This is a genomic window from Streptomyces sp. WAC00040 (assembly GCF_056835925.1).
This window is the reverse complement of sequence record NZ_JAKQZE010000004.1, coordinates 118,971-139,703: the sequence shown is the minus strand read 5'-3', so window position 1 is coordinate 139,703 and position 20,733 is coordinate 118,971. Positions and strand designations below refer to the sequence as shown.

7 protein-coding genes are annotated in these 20,733 nt (G+C 73.0%); all 7 read left to right on the top strand.

Annotation, left to right across the window (positions count from 1 at the left end; translation table 11 throughout):
• Positions 1–3 precede the first annotated feature (3 nt).
• A complete protein-coding gene (locus MDN94_RS31240) occupies positions 4–11,760 on the top strand; it encodes an SDR family NAD(P)-dependent oxidoreductase (RefSeq protein WP_482729219.1) in 11,757 nt (3,918 codons plus the stop codon).
• A gap of 346 nt (positions 11,761–12,106) precedes the next feature.
• Positions 12,107–13,597 (top strand): MFS transporter, encoded by a 1,491-nt coding sequence (locus tag MDN94_RS31235; RefSeq protein WP_482729218.1) that lies wholly within the window; start codon positions 12,107–12,109, stop codon positions 13,595–13,597.
• Positions 13,598–13,795: 198 nt separating this feature from the next.
• Complete coding sequence (locus MDN94_RS31230; protein ID WP_453462219.1) at positions 13,796–13,978, top strand: DUF5302 domain-containing protein; 183 nt, start codon at positions 13,796–13,798, stop codon at positions 13,976–13,978.
• A 309-nt stretch (positions 13,979–14,287) separates the two neighbouring features.
• On the top strand, positions 14,288–16,183 hold the full coding sequence (locus MDN94_RS31225) for an acyl-CoA dehydrogenase family protein (protein ID WP_482729217.1): 1,896 nt from the start codon (positions 14,288–14,290) through the stop codon (positions 16,181–16,183).
• Between the two features lie 38 nt (positions 16,184–16,221).
• Positions 16,222–17,073: a 4'-phosphopantetheinyl transferase family protein gene (locus MDN94_RS31220; protein WP_441267573.1), complete on the top strand. Its 852-nt coding sequence runs from the start codon at positions 16,222–16,224 to the stop codon at positions 17,071–17,073.
• A gap of 259 nt (positions 17,074–17,332) precedes the next feature.
• Positions 17,333–19,447, top strand: coding sequence for a condensation domain-containing protein (locus MDN94_RS31215; protein ID WP_482729216.1), 2,115 nt, complete (start codon positions 17,333–17,335; stop codon positions 19,445–19,447).
• A 63-nt stretch (positions 19,448–19,510) separates the two neighbouring features.
• Complete coding sequence (gene metK / locus MDN94_RS31210) at positions 19,511–20,722, top strand: methionine adenosyltransferase (protein WP_482729215.1); 1,212 nt, start codon at positions 19,511–19,513, stop codon at positions 20,720–20,722.
• The last annotated feature ends 11 nt before the right edge of the window (positions 20,723–20,733 follow it).

Sequence of the window (20,733 nt, the reverse complement as noted above, 5' to 3'; positions counted from 1 at the left end):
CGGATGACCGCGTCCGAAGTTGAGAAGCTCGAGTCCTACCTCCGTCGTGCCACCACCGCCCTGGTCGAGACGGAGAAGGAACTCAGCACGGAGCGCGCGGCGCGCACGGAGCCGATCGCCATCGTGTCGATGGCGTGCCGTCTGCCGGGCGGTATCGACACGCCCGAGGGCTTCTGGCAGCTCCTGGTCGAGGGCGGGGACGCCGTCGGCCCGTTCCCCTCCCGCTGGGACGGCCTGGACCTGTACGACCCCGACCCCGATGCCGTGGGCAAGAGCTACGCACGCGAGGGCGGATTCCTCGACGGTGTCGAGGACTTCGATGCCGCGTTCTTCGGTATCAGCCCGCGTGAAGCGCAGTCGATGGACCCGCAGCAGCGCCTGGTGCTGGAGGCGTCGTGGGAGGCGCTGGAGCGCGCCGGTATCCGCCCCGGCGCACTCAGCGGCAGCCGTACCGGGGTCTACCTCGGCGCGATGAGTGCCGATTACGGCAACCAGCAGGGCCATGACCTCGACGCCCTCGACGGTTACGTCAGCACCGGCAACGCCAGCAGCGTGGTTTCGGGACGGGTGTCCTACGCGCTGGGCCTGCAGGGTCCGGCCGTCACGATCGACACGGCCTGCTCGTCCTCCCTCGTCGCCCTGCACCTGGCGGCCACGGCACTGCGGCAGGGCGAGTGCGACCTCGCCTTGGCCGGCGGTGTCACGGTGATGTCGACACCGTCGACCCTCGTGGAGTTCAGCCGCCTCAAGGGAGCCGCTGCCGACGGGCGTTCCAAGAGCTTCTCTGCCCGGGCCGACGGGACCGGACTGTCCGAGGGCGCGGGCGTCCTGGTGCTGAAGCGCCTGTCGGCTGCCGAGCGGGACGGCGACCGTGTCCTGGCCGTGATCCGCGGCTCCGCCGTCAACCAGGACGGCGCGAGCAACGGCCTGACCGCCCCCAATGGGCCCTCCCAGCAGAGGGTCGTCCGTGACGCGCTCGCTCTGTCGCAGCTCACCCCCGCCGACATCGACGCGATCGAGGCGCACGGCACCGGCACCTCGCTGGGCGATCCGATCGAGGCCGGCGCTCTCGCCGAAGTCTTCGGCGAACATCAGGTGTTCCTCGGGTCGGTCAAGTCGAACCTCGGCCACACACAGGCCGCCGCCGGCGTCGTCGGCGTGATGAAGATGGTCCTCGCGCTCCAGCACGAGACGCTGCCCCGCACTCTGCACGCCGACGAGCCCAGCCCGCACGTCGACTGGGACACCAGCGGCCTGACCCTGCTTCAGCAGCCGCAGCCCTGGCACAAGGGCGAGCGCACCCGCCGCGCCGGCGTCTCCTCCTTCGGCCTGAGCGGCACCAATGCGCATGTGGTGCTGGAGGAGGCCCCGGCAGCCACGCCGGTGGAGCCCGCGGAGGACCAGGGCCGTCGGCTCCCCGCGCTTCCGGTGGTGGTGTCCGGCCGTGACGAGGGGGCCCTGCGGGAGAACGCGGCCCGCCTCGCCGACCGGCTGGAGGCCGGTGTCGGCGAGGAGCCGGCCCTCGCCGACGTCGCGCTCTCCGCGGCGCGACGGACACGGTTCGAACACCGGGCGGGCGTGATCGCCGGCTCGGTGGCGGAGGCCGTCACGGGCCTGCGGGCGTTGAGCGAGGGCCGCTCGTCCGCCGGCGCGGTCACCGGTACCTCCACGTCCTCGACGCCGGGTGGCGTGGCGTTCCTGTTCCCCGGCCAGGGGAGCCAGCGGGCAGGGATGGGGCGGGGGTTGTACGAGGCGTTCCCCGTGTTCGCCGAAGCGTTCGACCAGGTGTGTGACGTGGCGGACGGGCTGCTGGGCCGCTCGTTGAAGGATGTGGTGTTCGGGTCCGACGCGGCCACGCTGGAACGGACGGAGTTCGCCCAGCCCGGGTTGTTCGCGTTCGAGGTGGCGCTGTTCCGGCTGTGGGAGTCCTGGGGGCTCTCCGCATCAGTGGTGACCGGACACTCGGTGGGGGAAGTTGCGGCGGCTCACGTCGCGGGTGTCCTGCCCCTCGAGGACGCGGCGCGTCTCGCGGTGGCGCGCGGCAGGCTGATGCAGGCCTGCGAACCGGGTGGGGTCATGGCCTCGGTGGAGGCTTCGGAGGCCGAGGTCGTGGCCGTCCTGGACATGGTCCCCGGACGGGTGTCGGTGGCGGGGGTCAACGGTCCGGCCCAGGTCGTGGTCAGCGGCGACGCCGCAGCCGTTGAACAGGTCGAACAGCACTTCGCCGACGAAGGGCGGCGCACACGGCGCCTCGAGGTGTCGCACGCGTTCCACAGCGCGCACATGGACACGATGCTGGAGGAGTTCGCCGAGATCGCCGCCGGATGCCGGTTCGACGAGCCGCGGACACCCCTCGTGTCGTCGGTGACCGGCGCCTGGATGGGAAGGGAGCTCACGGCGGGCGAGGGCATGCGATCCCCTGCCTACTGGGTGACGCAGGTACGCGAAGCGGTGCGCTTCTGGGACGCCGTACGCACCCTGGAGGACGTCGGACCCGGCCGCTACGTGGAATGCGGTCCGCGGGGCGTGCTGACGGCCATGGGCAGCGAGGGCGTGGCGGACGACTCCGTCAGCCGCTTCGTCGCCAGTGCCCGCAAGGGTGCGGACGAGGTCGCCGGGGTGCTGACCGCACTCACCGAACTGCACGTCCTCGGCCAGGACGTCGACTGGGACGCCCTGTTCACGGGGACCGGCGCCACCCGTATCGACCTGCCCACCTACGCCTTCCAACGCGAACGCTTCTGGCAGCAGGTGTCCACCTCCGGTGATGTGACCTCGGTGGGGTTGGAGTCGGCCGGGCATCCGTGGCTGGGTGCGGTGACCGCGCTCGCCGACGGCGAGGGTCATGTGTTCAGCGGTCGTGTGTCGCTGCGTGAGTTCGGCTGGTTGGCCGATCACGCGGTGTTCGGCACGGTGATCGTTCCCGGTACCGCGTTGTTGGAACTCGCTTTGTCGGCGGGCCATTTCGTGGGTGCGGGCCGGGTGGAGGAGCTGGCGCTCCTGGAGGCGCTGGTCGTTCCGCTGGAGGGTGAGCTGCGGCTTCAGGTGACGGTGGGTGTGCCCGGTCCGGATGGTCGTCGTGCGGTGGCGGTCTACAGCCGGCGTGGTGAGGACGGTGAGTGGGTGCGGCATGCGTCCGGCGTGCTGAGTGAGGCACCGGCCGTCGCGTCCGGCGGGTTCGAGGCGTTGGCGCAGTGGCCGGTGGCGGGTGCGCAGCGGGTGGACCTGGACGGTTTCTACGAGCGTCTGGACACCATCGGCATCGAGTACGGCCCCGCATTCCAGGGCCTGAGCGAGTTGTGGCGTGACGGCGACACGGCTTATGGCCTGGTGCGGCTGCCCGAGGACGTCACGACCGACGGCTACGGCATCCACCCCGCACTCCTCGACACCGCCCTGCACACCCTCATCGCAGCAGCAGGGGAGCAGAGCACCGAGGACAGCGTGCTGCTGCCGTTCGAGTGGACCGGGGTGAGCCTCGAGGCGGTGGCGGGCTCCGTGCTGCGGGTCCGTGCCGAGATGGACAGTGAGAACTCGACGGCCCGGATCCGGGTCGCCGACGAGAACGGCGACCCCGTCGCCCGGATCGAGGGACTCCAGGTACGGCCGGCCACGGCGGAGCAGATCCGGGCGGCGGCGACATCGGTGGACCACCTGTACCGGGTGGAGTTCCAGCCGGTGGGCGCTTCGGCTGAATCCCGTGACGCCGAGCGGCTGGTGATCGACGCGCGGGGCTGGTCGGGTGCGGTGACGGAGGTCGCCGGACGTGGACTGGCCGAACTCCAGCAGGCGTTGACCGGCGACACAGCCGAGATCGTGTTGGTGACCTGCGGTGCGGTCGGTGAGGACGCCGTGGACGTGGGCCAGGCGTCGTTGTGGGGTCTGGTGCGTTCGGCGCGCAGTGAGCACCCCGAGCGGGTGATCCGCCTGATCGACACCGACACCGATGAGGGCTTGGCGTCGGCCGTGCGAGTGGCGGACGAGCCCGAGCTGATCGTCCGCGCAGGCAAGGTGCTGGCGGCCCGACTGGTCCGGGCGTCGGCAGCCGCCGGCGCGCAGAGCCGTGGGCTGGATCCTGCCGGCACGGTCCTGATCACGGGCGGCACGGGCGAGTTGGGTCAGGCGTTGGCCCGTCACCTGGTCCATGAGCATGGGGTGCGCCGTCTGGTGCTGACCTCACGTCGTGGCACGGACGCACCTGGCGCCGATGAGTTGGTGGGGGAGTTGACCGCGGCGGGTGCCGAGCGTGTCGAGGTCGTCGCGTGTGACGTGGCCGACCGCGCCCAGGTCCGTGCCCTGCTCACCGGCGTGGACACCGCCCACCCGTGGACCGGTGTGTTCCACCTCGCCGCCGTCCTCGACGACGGACTCCTCACCGACCAGACCCCTGACCGTCTGGCCCGCGTCCTGGGCCCGAAGACCGAGGGTGCGCTCCACCTGCACGACCTCACCCGCGAACTCGGTCTTGAGTTGGCGGCGTTCGTGTTGTTCTCGTCGGCGTCGGGTGTGCTGGGCACGGCCGGTCAGAGCACCTACGCTGCCGCCAATACGGCGCTGGACACGCTTGCCGCCCTCCGCCGTGGTGAGGGGCTGGCCGCGACCAGCCTCTCCTGGGGTCTGTGGCAGCAGGCCGGTCTCGGGCTGACTGCCGGGCTGGGGGAGGCGGACGTGGCGCGGATGCGGCGCCAGGGCTTCGGCGCTCTGTCCCAGCAGCAGGCACTGGCGGCGTTGGACGCCGCTCTGCTCCAGTCGTATGCGCACCTCGTTCCGGTCAGGCTGGAGACGGCGCGGGTCGAGGACCCGCCCGCCCTGCTGCGGGCACTCGTGCGCAGGAGGCGCCCCCGCCCGGCGGCCGGCACCCCCTCCGGTGGCCGGGGCAGCGTGTTGCGTGACCGGCTGGTGGGGCTGGCGGAGGGCGAACGGCTGCCGTATCTGGTCCAGTTGGTGCGTTCTGAGGCGGCGGTCGTGCTGGGGGCGTCCAGCGCGGACGGTGTCGGTGATCACCAGGCGTTCAAGGAGCTCGGCCTGGACTCGCTGATGGCGGTCGAGCTGCGTCGCCGGTTGTCCGCGGCGACCGAGGTGGCGCTGCCCGCCACCCTCGCCTTCGACCATCCCACCCCCGCCGCCGTCGCCGACCTCCTCCTCGACCGTCTCGACCTGGCCGACACGACCGCAATGGCGACACGGTCGGCCCCCGTACCCGAGCGCGGCACGCCCGACGACCCGATCGCCATCGTGTCGATGGCCTGCCGTCTGCCGGGCGGTATCGACACCCCCGAAGGTTTCTGGCAGCTCCTGGCCGAGGGCGGCGACGCCATCGGCCCGTTCCCCTCCCGCTGGGACGACCTGGACCTCTACGACCCCGACCCCGATGCCGTCGGCAAGAGCTACACCCGCGAGGGCGGATTCCTCGACGGTGTCGAGGACTTCGACGCCGCGTTCTTCGGCATCAGCCCGCGTGAGGCGCAGTCGATGGACCCGCAGCAGCGCCTGGTGCTGGAGGCGTCGTGGGAGGCGCTGGAGCGCGCCGGCATCCGGCCCGACTCGCTGCGTGACAGCCGTACCGGGGTCTACCTCGGCGCGATGAGCTCGGACTACGACCGCCAGGGCCAGGGCCTCGACGCCCTCGACGGCTACATGAGCACCGGCAACGCGAGCAGTGTGATCTCCGGCCGGATCTCCTACGCGCTGGGCCTGCAGGGCCCGGCCGTCACGATCGACACGGCCTGCTCGTCCTCCCTCGTCGCCCTGCACCTGGCGGCAGGCGCCCTGCGGCAGGGCGAGTGCGACCTCGCCCTCGTCGGCGGTGTCACGGTGATGTCGACACCGTCGACGTTCGTGGAGTTCAGCCGTCTGAAGGGGACGGCGACGGACGGCCGCTGCAAGAGCTTCTCCGCCCGGGCCGACGGCGCCATCTGGGCCGAGGGCGCGGGCGTCCTGGTGCTGAAGCGCCTGTCGGCTGCCGAGCGGGACGGCGACCGCGTCCTGGCCGTCGTCCGCGGCTCCTCGGTCAACCAGGACGGCGCGAGCAACGGCCTGACCGCCCCCAACGGACCCTCCCAGCAGCGGGTCGTCCGCGACGCCCTGGCGTCCGCCCGCCTCACCCCCGCCGACATCGACGCGATCGAGGCACACGGCACGGGTACCTCGCTGGGCGATCCGATCGAGGCCGGCGCTCTCGCCGAAGTCTTCGGCGAACATCAGGTTTTCCTCGGGTCGGTCAAGTCGAACCTCGGCCACACACAGGCCGCCGCCGGCGTCGTCGGCGTGATGAAGATGGTCCTCGCCCTCCAGCACGAGACGCTGCCCCGCACGCTGCACGCCGACGAGCCCAGCCCGCACGTCGACTGGGACACCAGCGGCCTGACCCTGCTCCAGCAGCCGCAGCCCTGGCACAAGGGCGAGCGCACCCGCCGCGCCGGCGTCTCCTCCTTCGGCCTGAGCGGCACCAACGCCCACGTCGTCATCGAAGAAGCACCCGCCCTCGTCACTGCCGCGCCGGCGGTGGTCGAGGCCCCGGCTCCGGTGGCCGTGCCGCTGGTCGTGTCGGGCACCGACGAGGACGCGCTGCGGGCACAGGCCGGCCGCTGGGCCGACTGGCTGGCCGCCCACCCCGATGTGCCGCTGCGGGACGTCGCCGCCACCGCCGCCCTGCACCGCACCCACCTGGAACACCGTGCGGGCGCCGTCGCGTCGACCAACGCCGAGGCGGCCGCGGCCCTGCGGGCCCTCGTGGACGGCGTGTCGCATCCTCAGCTGGTGACAGGCACGGCGCGCGACCGGGGCAAGGCTGTCTTCGTCTTCCCCGGACAGGGCAGCCAATGGCGGGAGATGGGCAGGCAACTGCTCGTGCAGTCCCCGGTGTTCCGTGAGACGGTCGAGGAGTGCGACGCCGCTCTGCTGCCCTGGACGGGATGGTCCGTCCTGGCGCTGCTCGCGGGTCCGGACAGCGGCCTCCCGGACGACGCGCTGCCGCCGTTCGACCGGATCGACGTGCTGCAGCCCGCGCTCTTCACGGTCATGATCGGCCTGGCGGCCCAGTGGCGTGGCCTGGGCGTCGAGCCGGCCGCCGTGGTCGGCAGCAGCCAGGGCGAGGTGCCCGCCGCGGTGGTCGCCGGGGCGCTGTCCCTCGAGGACGGCGCCCGCCTGGTGGCGCTGCGCAGCCAGGCGCTGCTGCGTGAGTGCAGCGGCCGCGGCGCGATGGCGCTGCTGGAACTGCCGGTCGCCGACGTCGAGGAGCTGATCGCACCGTACGGGGACGCGCTGTCCGTCGCGGTGGTCAACACGGCCACCTCCACGGTGGTCTCCGGGGATGCCGACGCCGTGGAGCGACTGCTCGCCGAGACGGAAGGACGCGACGTGTTCTGCCGCCGGGTCCAGTCCGACGCCGCCGGGCACAGCGCGCACATGGATCCGATCCTTCCCGCTCTGGCGGCCGGCCTGGCCGGTCTGCGTCCGCGGGCCTGGTCCGTTCCGTTCTGCTCGACGGTCACCGGCACGATGGTGGACGGGGACACGCTGGACGCCGCCTACTGGTGCCGCAACCTGCGGGAGACCGTCCGCCTCGACCGGGCCCTGCAGAGCCTTTCCGCAGCCGGATTCGGGGTGTTCGTCGAGATCAGCCCGCACCCGGTGCTGGGAATGCCGCTGACCGACGCCTGCTCCGCAGACGGCGGCGTCGTGGTCGGCAGCCTGGCGCGCGAACGGGGCGACATGGCCCAGCTGTTGCGCTCGCTCGCCGTCCTGCACAGCGAAGGCCACCCGGTGGACTTCCGCGCGTTCCTGCCCGACGCCGCCGCGCCGGTGGAGCTGCCCACCTACGCCTTCCAGCGGCAGCGCTACTGGCCGGAGCCGGCGACGGGCAAGAGCGCGGGTGCGGGCGACGCCGGCTCCATGGGCCTGGTCGCCTCCGGGCACTCCTGGCTGGGGGCGGCCACCACAGTGGCCGACGGCGAGGGACATCTGCTGACCGGGCGGATCTCCACCCAGGACCAGCCCTGGCTGACGGACCACGCGATCAGCGGAACGGTCCTGGTGCCCGGCACCGGTCTGCTGGACATGGCGCTCGCCGCGGCACGGGCGGTCGGCGCGGCGCGGGTCGGTGAACTGACCCTGGCCCAGCCGCTGGTGCTGCACCCCGGCGTCCCCATGCGGCTCCAGGTGCGGGTCGGCGCCCCCGACGACCGAGGACGGCGCTCACTGTCCGTGCACAGTCAGCCGGAGAACACCGCCGATGCCGGTACGTGGACCCGGCATGCCACTGGTGAACTCGACGACGGCACGAACAGCCCCACGGCCGGCGCGCTCAGCGGGCCGGCCTGGCCGGTGGGCGGCGGCGACCGTATCGACCTCGGCGGCTTCTACGAACGCTGCCACACGCAAGGACTGGAGTACGGCCCCCTCTTCCAGGGGCTGACCGAGGCCTGGCGGTCCGGCGACGCCCTGTACGGGGTCGTACGACTGCCCGCCCCGGGAACCGACACCGCCCCCGCCACAGCCGTCACGGCCGCCCCTGCCGACGCCGTCACCGGTTACGGGATCCACCCGGCGCTGCTGGACGCCGCCCTGCACCTGCTCGCGGCAGCCGGACCGATGGACGCCGGCGACGGGCAGGGCGCGGCGGAGGACGGCACCGTCCTGATGCCGTTCGCCTGGCGGGACGTCGAACTCCACGCCACCGGCGGCACCGAACTGCGCATACGCGCGGAGCGGACCGACGGGACCACGGTGCGGCTCCTCGTCGCCGACGCCACGGGCGAGCCGGTCCTCACCGTCGGCGGGCTCGAGGCCCGCCGGGCCGACATGGCCCGACTGCGCGAGGCCGCCGCCCCGCAGACCGGCTCCGAGGACCTCCACCGCATCCACTACCAGCAACTCGCCCTGGACACGGACGCCGCCACCCCGGCCCCGGGCACCGACACCCCGGGCACCGGGGGGACCGCGCTCGTCGGCGCCGACGGCATCGCCGCCGCATGGCTGGGAGTCACACCGGCGGCCACCGGCACCAGCCTGCCGGACTTCGGTGACATCCCCCCGTCCCGCATCGTCGTCGACCTGACCGGCGCCGCGATCGGGATCCGGCAGAACGACACCCAGGACGCGGCCCAGGACGCGGTGGTCCGGGCGCTGCACCAGGTACAGGACTTCCTGTCCGACCCGCTGCTGGACGACTGCGAGATCGTGTGGATCACCCGGGACGCCGTCGCCGCCCGGCCGGAGGACCCCGCCGCGTCACTGACGCACACACCGCTGGCCGGACTGCTGCGCGCGGTACGCGCCGAGCACCCCGACCGGTCGCTTCGCCTGGTCGACGTCGGCTCCGACGTGAGCGACCCCGGTCTGCTGGCCCGGGCGCTCGCCGTCGGCGGGGAGCCGGAAATGGTGCTGCGGGGCGACACCGTCCTGGTGCCGCGGCTGCAGCGTGCCCCGGCGCCCGACGCCGGCACCGCCCCGGCACCGGGCGGCGCGCCCTGGCACCTGGACATCCGGGAACGGGGACGGCTGGACACCTTCGAGTTCCGCCCCACCGGGACGGAGCCCCTGCCCGCCGGCCACATCAGGGTGGCGATCCGGGCCTCCGGCATGAACTTCCGGGACGTACTCAACGCGCTCGACATGGTGTACTCGCCGCGGCTCGGCCTCGAATGCGCCGGCGTCGTCGTCGAGACGGCCCCCGACGTCACCGGACTGCGCCCCGGCGACCGGGTGATGGGCCTGGCGACGGGCACCTTCGGCACCGAGGTGTGCGTGGACGCCCGCCTGATGGTGCGGATCCCGCCCGGCCTGTCGTTCGCACGGGCGGCGACGGTGCCGCTGGTGTTCCTCACCGCCTACTACGGCCTGCACGACCTCGCCCGGCTGCGCGCCGGTGAACGGCTGCTGGTGCACGCGGCCGCGGGCGGCGTCGGTATGGCCGCCCTGCAACTCGCCCGGCACTTCGGCGCCGAGGCGTACGGCACGGCCGGGCCGGCCAAGTGGGACACGCTGCGCCGGCTGGGACTGCCCGGCGACCGGATCGCCTCGTCGCGGGACACCGCGTTCGAGACCCGGTTCAGGAGCGCGACCCATGGCCGCGGTGTCGACGTCGTACTCAACTCCCTGACCGGCACGTTCGTCGACGCGTCGTTGCGGCTGATGCCCGGCGGCGGACGTTTCCTGGAGATGGGCAAGACCGACATCAGGGACGCGGAGCAGGTCGCGGCCGACCACCCCGGCGTCACCTACCAGGCGTACGACCTGCGTGACAGCGGCGCCGACCGGATCCAGCAGATGCTGCGGGTCATCGCCGATCTGCTGGAACAAGGGGTCCTCGCACCGCTGCCGTACGAGGCGTTCGACGTGCGCGAGGCGCCCGCCGCGTTCCGCCACATGGCGCAGGGCCGGCACGTGGGCAAGATCGTCCTCACCGTGCCGCGCGCCCTGGACACGGACGGCACGGCACTGCTCACCGGCGGCACCGGAGAACTGGGCCGGCTGGTGGCCCACCACCTGGTACGCGAACACGGCATACGGCACCTGGTGCTGACCTCACGCCGGGGCCCGAACGCGCCCGGCACCGCCGAACTGGTCCGGCAACTGGAGGAGGCGGGCGCCCGGTCCGTCACCGTGACCGCCTGCGACGTCTCCCGCCGCGACGACGTCGCCTCGGTACTGGCCGCCGTCCCCGCCGGCCACCCGCTCACCGCCGTGCTCCACCTGGCGGCCGTGCTGGACGACGGCGTGGTGCACAACCAGAGCGCGGAGCGGTTCCGGCGGGTCCTGGAACCCAAGGTGGCGGGCGCCCTCCACCTGCACGAACTGACCGAGGACCTCGACCTCGCGGCGTTCGTCCTTTTCTCCTCCGCGGCCGGCACCCTCGGCGCCCCGGGCCAGAGCAACTACGCGGCCGCCAACGCCTTCCTGGACGCACTCGCCGCCCACCGGCGCAAGCGCGGCCTGCCCGCGGCCAGTCTCGCCTGGGGCCTGTGGGCCCAGGGCGGCACGGGGATGACCGCGCACCTCGGCGACGCGGACCTGGCCCGGGTGCGCCGCCGCGGCGCCCGGGCACTGACGGCGCAGGAGGGCATGGCCCTGCTGGATGTGGCGCTGGCCCGGCCGGAGACCCTGCTGGTCCCGCTGAAGCTGGATGTCGCCACGCTGCGCGGCGACACCGGCGAGGTCGTCCCGCTGCTGCGCTCGCTGGTCCGCCCGCAGCTGCGGCAGGTGCGCGCACAGGCCCCGCAGACCGTGTCGTTCGCCGAGCGTCTCGCCGGCCTGACCCCCGACGAGCGCGTCGCGTCGCTGCTCACCACCGTGCAGAACGAGATCGCCGACGTGCTCGGACTGGCCGGTGCGGCCGCGGTGCCGGCCGACAAACGGCTCAAGGACTTCGGCCTGGACTCGCTGATGGCGGTCGAAGTGCGCAACCGGCTGTCCAAGTACGTGCAGGCGGCGCTGCCGAGCACCATGGCGTTCGACTACCCCACACCCAGGGCGATCGCCGACTTCCTGTACGTACGGCTGGACTTCGACGGGGAACCCGAGCAGTCCGGCCCGCCCGCCGACCCCGCGGAGGCGGCCCGATGGGCGCTGTCGCGGGTGAGCGCCGAGCAGCTTCAGCAGAGCGGTGTGCTCGCCAGGCTGCTGGAGATCGCCCAGCCGCGGCCCGCGGCACAAGCGGCCGCCGACGCGGTGCGCACCGCCGACGCGCTGCAGGCCGCGGAGGAACTGACCGCCGACGAGATGGATCAGGCGCTCGACGCCGTCCTGGGGAGCCTTTGAACGTCAACTTCTCGGCCGTGAACGGCAGAACTCGTCGGCTCGGTCGTCTGTGCCTCGTCGCGCTCCCGAACTGCCGCCCACGGCAGGGCGGTCACGGGTCGCGTCCACCAGCTGGGGAGGTCAAGGTTGCACGCGGGCAGGGTCGCAGCCGAAGCCGTCGCCGCCTCGGGCGACGGCAGCAGATCCACCCGCACCACGATCTTCACCCGTCCAACCTGCCCCCGACCACTGACAACAGCCGAAAGTGCAGGTCACAGCGGATGCAGAGAAATCCGCCGCTTCGCGGCTCCGCTCCAAGGCCCATTCCTCCCCGGCCTGGAGGCCGGAGCATCCCGGGAGAAATCAGGTGAACGAAACCACCTCCGGACCCGGACAGGGTTCACGCCGCCGCTGGCTGGCGCTGGCGATCGTCGGAGCGGCGATGTTCCTCGACACGCTCGACGCGTCCATCGTCACCGTCGTCCTGCCCGCCATCCAGACCGACCTCGACAGCAACTACGCGATGGCGCAATGGACCCTGGCCGGATACACCCTCGCCTTCGGACTGCTGCTGATCACCGGCGGCCGGCTCGGCGACATTTTCGGCCGTAAACGCGTCTTCATGGCCGGCGTCGCGGGATTCACCGCGGCCTCGGTGGTCTGTGGCGTCTCCGTCAGCGGCGAGATGCTGGTGGCCGGCCGGTTCGTGCAGGGCCTCATGGCGGCGCTGATGGTGCCGCAGACCATGGCGGTCGTCGTCACCCTGTTCCGCCGCGAGGAATGGGCCAACGCGTTCACCCTCGTCGGCGTCGGACTCATCGTGGGCAGCGTCAGCGGACCGCTGCTCGGCGGCGTGCTGACCGAACTGGACCTGCTGGGCCTCGGCTGGCGCGCGATCTTCCTGATCAATGTGCCCCTGGGTCTGCTGACCCTCCTGCTGGCCGCCTTCTACGTGCCCGAGAGCCGCTCCGACGAGCCGCTGCGCGTCGACGTGACCGGCGTGCTGCTGCTGGCCGCAGCGGCGCTCGGCCTGCTGTATCCGCTCGTCCAGGGCCGCGAAGAGGGCTGGCCGCTGTGGATGTTCGCCGTCATGGCGGCGGCAGCGGCCCTCCTGGTGCTGTTCGCGCTGCAGCAGCGGGCCCGCCACCGACGCGACGGTTCGGCGCTCATCCCCCCGCCGCTGTTCCGCCCGCCGTCGTTCCGGGTCGGACTGGCCCTCACCCTCCTGTTCTACACCGGCATCAGCTCCTTCTTCCTCGTCCTCACCTACCACCTGCAGTTCGGCCTCGGCTGGTCCGTGTGGCGCACCGCCCTGGCGACGGCCGCGTGGCCGCTGGCCATCATCGCCGCCACGCAGGTGTCCTGGCGGGTCAAGTCGGTGAGCGGACGCACCTGGGTGGGCGCCGGGTCACTGGTCCTGGCCCTCGGTGTGCTCTCGGCGATCGTGGCCGTACGGTCCTCGGGAGCCGGACTGCAGCTGTGGCAGGTCGCCGCGGCCGGCATCGTCATGGGCATCGGCATGGGCCTGTGCTCACCCGTCCTGACCGCCGTCGTCCTCGGCGACGTGCCCGCGAAGGACTCCGGCGTCGGCTCCGGCGTCGTCAATGCCTTCATGCAACTCGGCTCGGCCGCCGGCATCGCGGTCGTCGGCATGGTCTTCTTCTCCCTCACCGGCGGCCACGGCACCGGCGACGCCGAACTGCTGGGCGGCGCGCTGTCCACGACCCTCTGGTACAACGTGGGCGCCTTCCTGCTGACGGCGGCGCTCAGCCGCCTGCTGCCCGGGCCGGACGGACAGACCGCGGCCCCGGGCGAGGAACGCAAGCCGGACACCGCCGCGGAACTCGCGGCACCCTGACACCCCAGGAACCAGGAACCTCAGGAAACCCCGAAAACCTGTGGCCCACCCGGAAACACGCGGACCCTGAGAACAATTGCACGAGCAATTCATGATTGTGGCTCAACGGTAGCGAATTGAGGGCCGAAATCGGACCTCGTCAGAGTTTCCTTTCTGTGCCACGCTGGTCCGGCTGTTGATTATGCCGAGGAGGTTCGCATGGCCGATACGCCGCAGAACGATGCCGTAGAGGACGACGCCAGGCGCAAGTTCCGGGAGGCGCTCGAGCGCAAGGACCGCAAGGGGGCGTCCCGCCAGGCGCAGGGCGACATCCAGGCGCGGATCCAGGGCAGCACCAACCCGGCAGGCGGCAAGCGGTACTTCCGCCGCAAGACGGGCTGACCGCCGCGCAGAAGAAGGGCTGTGGCTCCCGAAGGGGGCCGCAGCCCTTCCTCGTGCCCGGTAAAAGGGCGGACGGAGGCCGCTCGAGACGCACTCGAATTCCCCTCGCGTCACACTCGGACGTCGCTCGCGCCAAGCTCGATCGGAAATCCGGACCGGACCGCTGAACTGCGGATGCGATTTGCGGACAGAAAGCCATGACCGGGTTCATGTCCACGGGACCCGGACCCCACGTCGAGCGCCGGTCCACCGGCCCTCGACCGCCCTCACCGAAAGTCCTGCGTACGTGCAGAGTAAGGAGTGTTCGAGGTGCTGGATCAGAACGCTCACCCGCCGCATGCGAGTGCCGTCGCCGTCCCGGCGCTCGCCGCGCACGCCGCGAGCCGGCCGGCCCGGGACCCTGGCCGGCTCACGGCCCGGGACCGGGACCCGGTCCGGGACCCGGGCCATGAGCGCGGCCGGCCACCGGCCCCGGCACCGGACGTGGACGCGGAGGCGGACGCGGTCCGGCGCGCCACCCGGCTCGAGATGCTCCTCGGCGACCCGTACGACCCCGCCAACCCGCACGGACTGCGCGCCCTGTTCGCCGCCGACGACCGGCGCACCCCGCCCGCGCAGACCGAGAGCCTGCTCATCCGGGCAGGGCTCGGCGCCGAGTTCGTACCCGCCGAGTACGGCGGCCGGCTCACCCGGGCGGACCTGCTCGCACGCGTCCTGCGCCCCCTGTTCCGCCGCGACGTCGCCCTCGGCTTCGGCGCCGGCATCACCTCGCTGTTCGCCGCCGGCGCCGTATGGGCGGCAGGCACCGGCCGACAGCGCCGCCACCTCGCCAACCTGCTCCTCAGCGGCGGGCGGGCCACGATCCTGCACCACGAACTCGCCCACTCCAACGCGATCCTGCGGCACGAGTTCACCGCCCGCACCGCAGCGGACGGCGACTACCGCCTCGACGGCCGCAAGGACGTCATCATCAACGCCGCACGCGCCGACGCGCAGATCGTCTACGCACGCACCGCCGCGGCCCGCGGACCACGCAGCCACTCCGTGCTCCTCCTCGACCCCGACCGGGCCCCGCAACAGCCGCCGGCCGTACGCCACCTGCCGCGCGTCACCACCCCGGGCATGCGCGGAGCGCTCTTCTCGGGGCTGGAGTTCACCGACTACGCCGTCCCCGCGGACGCCCTCGTCGGCGGCACCGGCGACGGCGTCACCCTGGCCCTGCGCACCTTCCAGGTCAACCGCAGCCTGATCTGCGGAGTGGTCACCGCGGCCGCCGACACCGTCCTGCACTCCGCCGTACGGGCCGCGACCACCGGCCGCAGCGGCCCCGTCGCACGCCGCTGGCACAAACCGCTGACCGGCGTCTTCGCCGACCTGCTGGCCTGCGACAGCATGTCCACCGTCGCGCTGCGCGCCCTCAGCCTGCTGCCCGACCGGGCCCACATCTTCGCCGCCACCGTCAAATACGTGGTTCCCAACCTGCTGCGGGAGGACCTGGAAGAGCTCGCCACCGTCCTCGGCGCACGCGGCTACGAACACGACAGCCCCGAGTACGGGGCCCTCGACAAACTCGTACGGGACCTGCCGGTCGCCGGCCTCGGCCACGCCGGAACCGCCTCCTGCCAGGCCGTGATCGTCCCCCAGCTGCGCACCCTGGCCGAACGCTCCTGGTTCGCGGAGGAGGAGCCGCCGCCCGAACTGTTCCGCCGCAGCGCCCCCCTGACCCCGCTGCACTACCCCTCGCTGGGCATCGCCGGTGGCGGAGACTTCATGGCCGCCTCCCTCGTCGGCTCCGCGGCCCGGCTCGGCGCCTCCCGCGGCGTCGGCGGCCACATCGCCGCCCTCGCCGACCTGGCCGAAGGGTTCGTCACCGAACTGCGCGCCCTGCGCGACCAGTGCCGCCGGCTGCCCGCCTACGGCACCACCGCACTCGCCGACCCCGCCGTGTGTGTCCTGAGCGACCGCTACAGCCTGATCCTCGCCGCTGCCGCGGTCCTCGGCGTCTGGGAGGGCCAGGACGGCGCCGACCCCTTCCTCGCCGACCCCGCCTGGGCCGTGCTCGCCCTGTCCCGGCTCGGCGAACGGCTCGGCATCCCGGTGCCCCGCCTGCCCGACAGCTGCCCCGAACACGTACTGGACGAACTGGTCCGCCGCTATCGGACAGGCCGCAGCTGCGACCTGGACGCGACCGCCCTCGCCCAGTGACACCCGCACGGGCCGCGACACAGGGAAGGACCACCCCCTTGACCAGAACCGAGGCGACGCCCGCGCAGTGGACCGACGCCGAACGCATCACCGAACCGATCCACGTCAGCGGCCCCGACGGACCGTGGGACCGGGTCCGCGAAGGCATGGATCTGCGTGGCAACGCCGTCGTGCACACCACGTGGGGCGAATGGCTCACCGGCGCCGTCGCCGACCCCTCGCTGCGCCCGCTGCTCGGCCGCGACTGGCAGCGCTACCGGCACACCTCGGACCCGACGATCCGCTACCGCTTCGTCGCCTCCCGCCTGGCCACCAAGTTCACGGCCGCCGCCGCGCTGGGCACCGCCCCCGCCGACCTCGACCTCGCCTACAAGATCGGCGGACGGCCCTATCTGCGCGGCCTCGACCAGATCGACGTCAGCCTCACCCACACCGACGACCTGATCGCCGTCGGCATCAGCCGCAACGGCCGGATCGGCGTCGACGCCGAACCCGCCGACCGGCACATGTCGTTCGACCTGCTCCAGAGCCATGTGTGCACCCCGGCCGAGCGCGCGGAACTCGAAGCACTGCCGGACGACGCGCGCAGAGCCGGACTGCTGCGGCTGTGGACCCTCAAGGAGGCCTACACCAAGGCCCTCGGCCAGGGACTGCGGCTCGGCTTCACCGAGTTCGGCTTCGGCGTCGACACCGGCGGGCTGTACGCCCCGGACGGCGCACCGGCCGCCCGCGGCGAGTGGGCCTTCGCCTCCCACCGTGTCCTCGGCCGCTACCTGATCAGCGTGGCCTGCCACGACGCCGGCCTCGACACCTCCCGCGACACCGCTGCCCGCACCATGCTCGACGAAGGCTTCATGGGCGCCGTCGCCGGCCTCCTCGACCCGCCGTGACGGGCCCTCGGGCGGTTTTGGGCCCGGCCGGTCCGAGGTGTCCGGCTTCCGGGTGCCCCTTTGCGGACCCGCACCTCCGCCACCACCCGCCCGGCAGGGGCGAGGGGGCCGCGACGCCCCCCGGGCCGGGCCGCCCCGGAGCGCCGAAAGCACGTCCGACCGCGGTGTCAGCGCCGTATCAGGCCCGTATGGGCGGGCCCTCGCATACTCGTTCCGAGCTCGCAGAGAGGGGAGGGAGGGGGCGTGCCCCGTACGGACCATGACGACCGATCACTCCTCACCCATGTCCCGGAAGTCGCCGGACAAGCCGATGGCCGTGGTCCTCGACCCCGGAAAGCCCCCCTACGACACCCCGCCCGTCCTGGAGCTGCGCGGCCCGCTGGACACCGGCCGCATCGAGGCCGCTCTTGAACGGATCGCCGCCCGCCGCCCGGACACCCCGCCCTGGCAGCACCGGCTCCAGTACCTGGGGCCCGGGCTGCACGCGCTGAGCATCACCCCCGAAACCCCCGGCGCCCCCGGCGACTTCCCCATCGGTCTGCTGGCCGACCTGCTCACGGACGCGTCGACCGGCCGCGCGCCCCTGCACTCCGTCGCGGCGGCCCCGCTCCAGCGCGACCTGCTCGCCGACGCCGACGCCCACCCCGGCACCGACCGGCACGTCGAACAGCTCACCTGGACCTGGCACGGGCCGCTCGATCCCGACCTTTTCACGGCCGCATGGCAGTCCCTCTTCGAACGGGACAGCGTGCTGCGCGCCGCCTTCGACGACGGCCCGGAACCCCGGATCGTGCTGCACGAACAGGTCACCCCCGACATCGTCCGGCTGCCGCACACCCACGACTGGAACCTGCTCGTCGCACGCGACCGGCGACGCGGCCTCGACCCGCGCCGCCCCGGACCGCTGCGCATCACCGTGCTCGACGGCGGGCCCGCCGCATCGGACCCGCCCCCGCCCGTGCGGCTGCTGCTGACCTACCACCACGCCCTGCTCGACGAGTGGAGCGTACGGCTGCTGCTGCGGGAGTTCTGCCGCGCCTACCTGGCCGGCGGCCGGCTGCCGGGCGGCGAACGCCGCCCCGACCTGGGCGACCACGCGGCCTGGCTGGCGCGCCAGGACACCACCGCGGCCAAGGAGTTCTTCGCACGCGCCGCGCCGCCGCCCGAAGCCGCCCACTGGCCCGAGCCCCCCACCCCCGCCGGACCCGCCACCCCGGCCGCCGGGCCTGCCGGCACGGGCCGTGCCAGGCTGCGGCTCACCCCCGCCCGGACGACCCTGCTCCGCGAGTGGGCCGCCTGCTGGGGCAGCACCGAGAGCGGCGCACTGCAGGCCGTGTGGGCCCTGCTGCTGTACGCGGCCACCGGATCGGCCCGCCCCGAACCGGTCCGCTTCAGCGTGACCGTCTCCGGACGGGGCATCCTCCTCGAGGGCGTGGAGCGGCTGCCCGGCGCCCTGCGCAACCCCCTGCCGGTGACCGTCACCGTCGACCCCCGCTCCAGCGTGCCGCACCTGCTGGCCCAACTGCGGGACCGGGCCCTGGACATGGCGGCGTACGAATGGGTCTCCGCGGGCCAGATCCGTGCCTGGACCGACGACCCGGCCAGGGCGACGGTCCACCCGGGCAGCCTCGTCGTCTTCGACGCCGGCCGGCCGTCCCTGGACCCGCTGGCCGCCGAACTCGCCGCCCGCTCCGTCCGCGTCGGCCCGCCCGAACCGCAGGGCGCCCGCACCGCGTTCCCCCTCACCCTCGCCGCACACCACGACAGCGACGGGGCCCTCGTGGTGACCGCCACCTACGACCGCGCCCTGCTCACCGGCATCACCGACGTCCTCGGCCGCGCCGCGCACCTGCTGCACGACCTGCCCCGCGTCGGCGACGAGTCCCTGACCATCGCCGACGTACTGGCCCGGCCGGCCGGCACCGGAGCGCACTCCGTCGCGGCGGACCTCACCCTCGAGCCGCCGGCCGGACCCGCCACCGACGACGAGACGCCCGGCGCCCCCGCCCTCACCGTCCTGCGCCCCGCCCGCGGTGCCGGCGCCGGCACCGTCTGCCTCCTCGCGGCGCACGGCACGCCGCACTCCTGCTACGACCTGCTCGCCCGCTCCTACGCAGGCCCCGAAGCGCTCGTGCTGCTGGACCCGGTCCCCGACGACCCGCACGCCCGCTACACGGCGCTGCGGCCGCTGACCGACGCCGGCGGTCCCCTCGTGCTCGGCGGGTTCTCCGGCCACGGACCGGCCGCCCACGACATCGTCCGCCTCGTCGCGGCCGACGGCGGCCGGCCGCCCCTCGTGGTGCTCACCGGCCCCGCGACCGCCGCCGGTGACCTCGCCCGCCTCCTCGAAGCCGTCGCCGGCCGGGCCGGGTGACCACCGGGCGGTGACCGAGCCGACGAACCGACCGTCCAACCGACCGCACACATCTGGAGAGTCATGTCCCGACGTCTGTTCACCTCGGAGTCCGTGACCGAGGGCCACCCCGACAAGATCGCCGACCAGATCAGCGACACCGTCCTCGACGCCCTGCTGCGTGAGGACCCCACCTCACGCGTCGCGGTGGAGACACTGATCACCACCGGTCAGGTCCACATCGCCGGCGAGGTCACCACCAAGGCGTACGCGCCGATCGCCCAGCTGGTCCGCGACACGATCCTGGCCATCGGCTACGACTCCTCCGCCAAGGGCTTCGACGGCGCCTCCTGCGGTGTCTCCGTCTCCATCGGCGCGCAGTCCCCGGACATCGCCCAAGGCGTCGACACCGCGTACGAGAAGCGGGTGGAGGGCGCCGCCGCGGACGAGCTCGACCGGCAGGGCGCCGGCGACCAGGGCCTGATGTTCGGCTACGCCACCAACGAGACACCCTCGCTGATGCCGCTGCCCATCGAGCTCGCCCACCGCCTCTCCCGCCGGCTCACCGAGGTCCGCAAGGACGGCACCGTCCCCTACCTGCGCCCCGACGGCAAGACCCAGGTCACCATCGAGTACCAGGGCAGCCGCCCCGTCCGGCTCGACACCGTCGTCGTCTCCTCCCAGCACGCCGCCGACATCGACCTCGGCTCCCTGCTGACCCCCGACATCCGCGAACACGTCGTCGAGCACGTCCTCGCCGCTCTCGCCGAGGACGGCATCAAGCTTGAGACCGACAACTACCGCCTCCTGGTGAACCCGACCGGCCGTTTCGAGATCGGCGGCCCCATGGGCGACGCCGGACTGACCGGCCGCAAGATCATCATCGACACGTACGGCGGCATGGCCCGCCACGGTGGCGGCGCCTTCTCCGGCAAGGACCCCTCCAAGGTCGACCGCTCCGCCGCCTACGCCATGCGCTGGGTCGCCAAGAACGTCGTCGCCGCCGGTCTCGCCGAGCGCTGCGAGGTCCAGGTCGCCTACGCCATCGGCAAGGCCGAGCCCGTCGGCCTGTTCGTCGAGACCTTCGGCACCGCGACCGTCGCCCAGGACCGCATCGAGAAGGCCATCGCCGAGGTCTTCGACCTGCGCCCGGCCGCCATCATCCGCGACCTCGACCTGCTGCGGCCCATCTACGCCGCCACCGCCGCCTACGGCCACTTCGGCCGTGAACTGCCCGACTTCACCTGGGAGCGGACCGACCGCGCCCACCGGCTCAAGGCCGCGGCCGGTCTCTGAGGCCCGCCCGA

Bases quoted from the DNA above. Each gene is read 5' to 3' on its own strand.
- MDN94_RS31240 (WP_482729219.1), top strand. From the start codon at position 4: ATGACCGCGTCCGAAGTTGAGAAGCTCGAGTCCTACCTCCGTCGTGCC.
- MDN94_RS31230 (WP_453462219.1), top strand. From the start codon at position 13,796: ATGGCCGATACGCCGCAGAACGATGCCGTAGAGGACGACGCCAGGCGC.
- MDN94_RS31215 (WP_482729216.1), top strand. From the start codon at position 17,333: ATGACGACCGATCACTCCTCACCCATGTCCCGGAAGTCGCCGGACAAG.
- metK (WP_482729215.1), top strand. From the start codon at position 19,511: ATGTCCCGACGTCTGTTCACCTCGGAGTCCGTGACCGAGGGCCACCCC.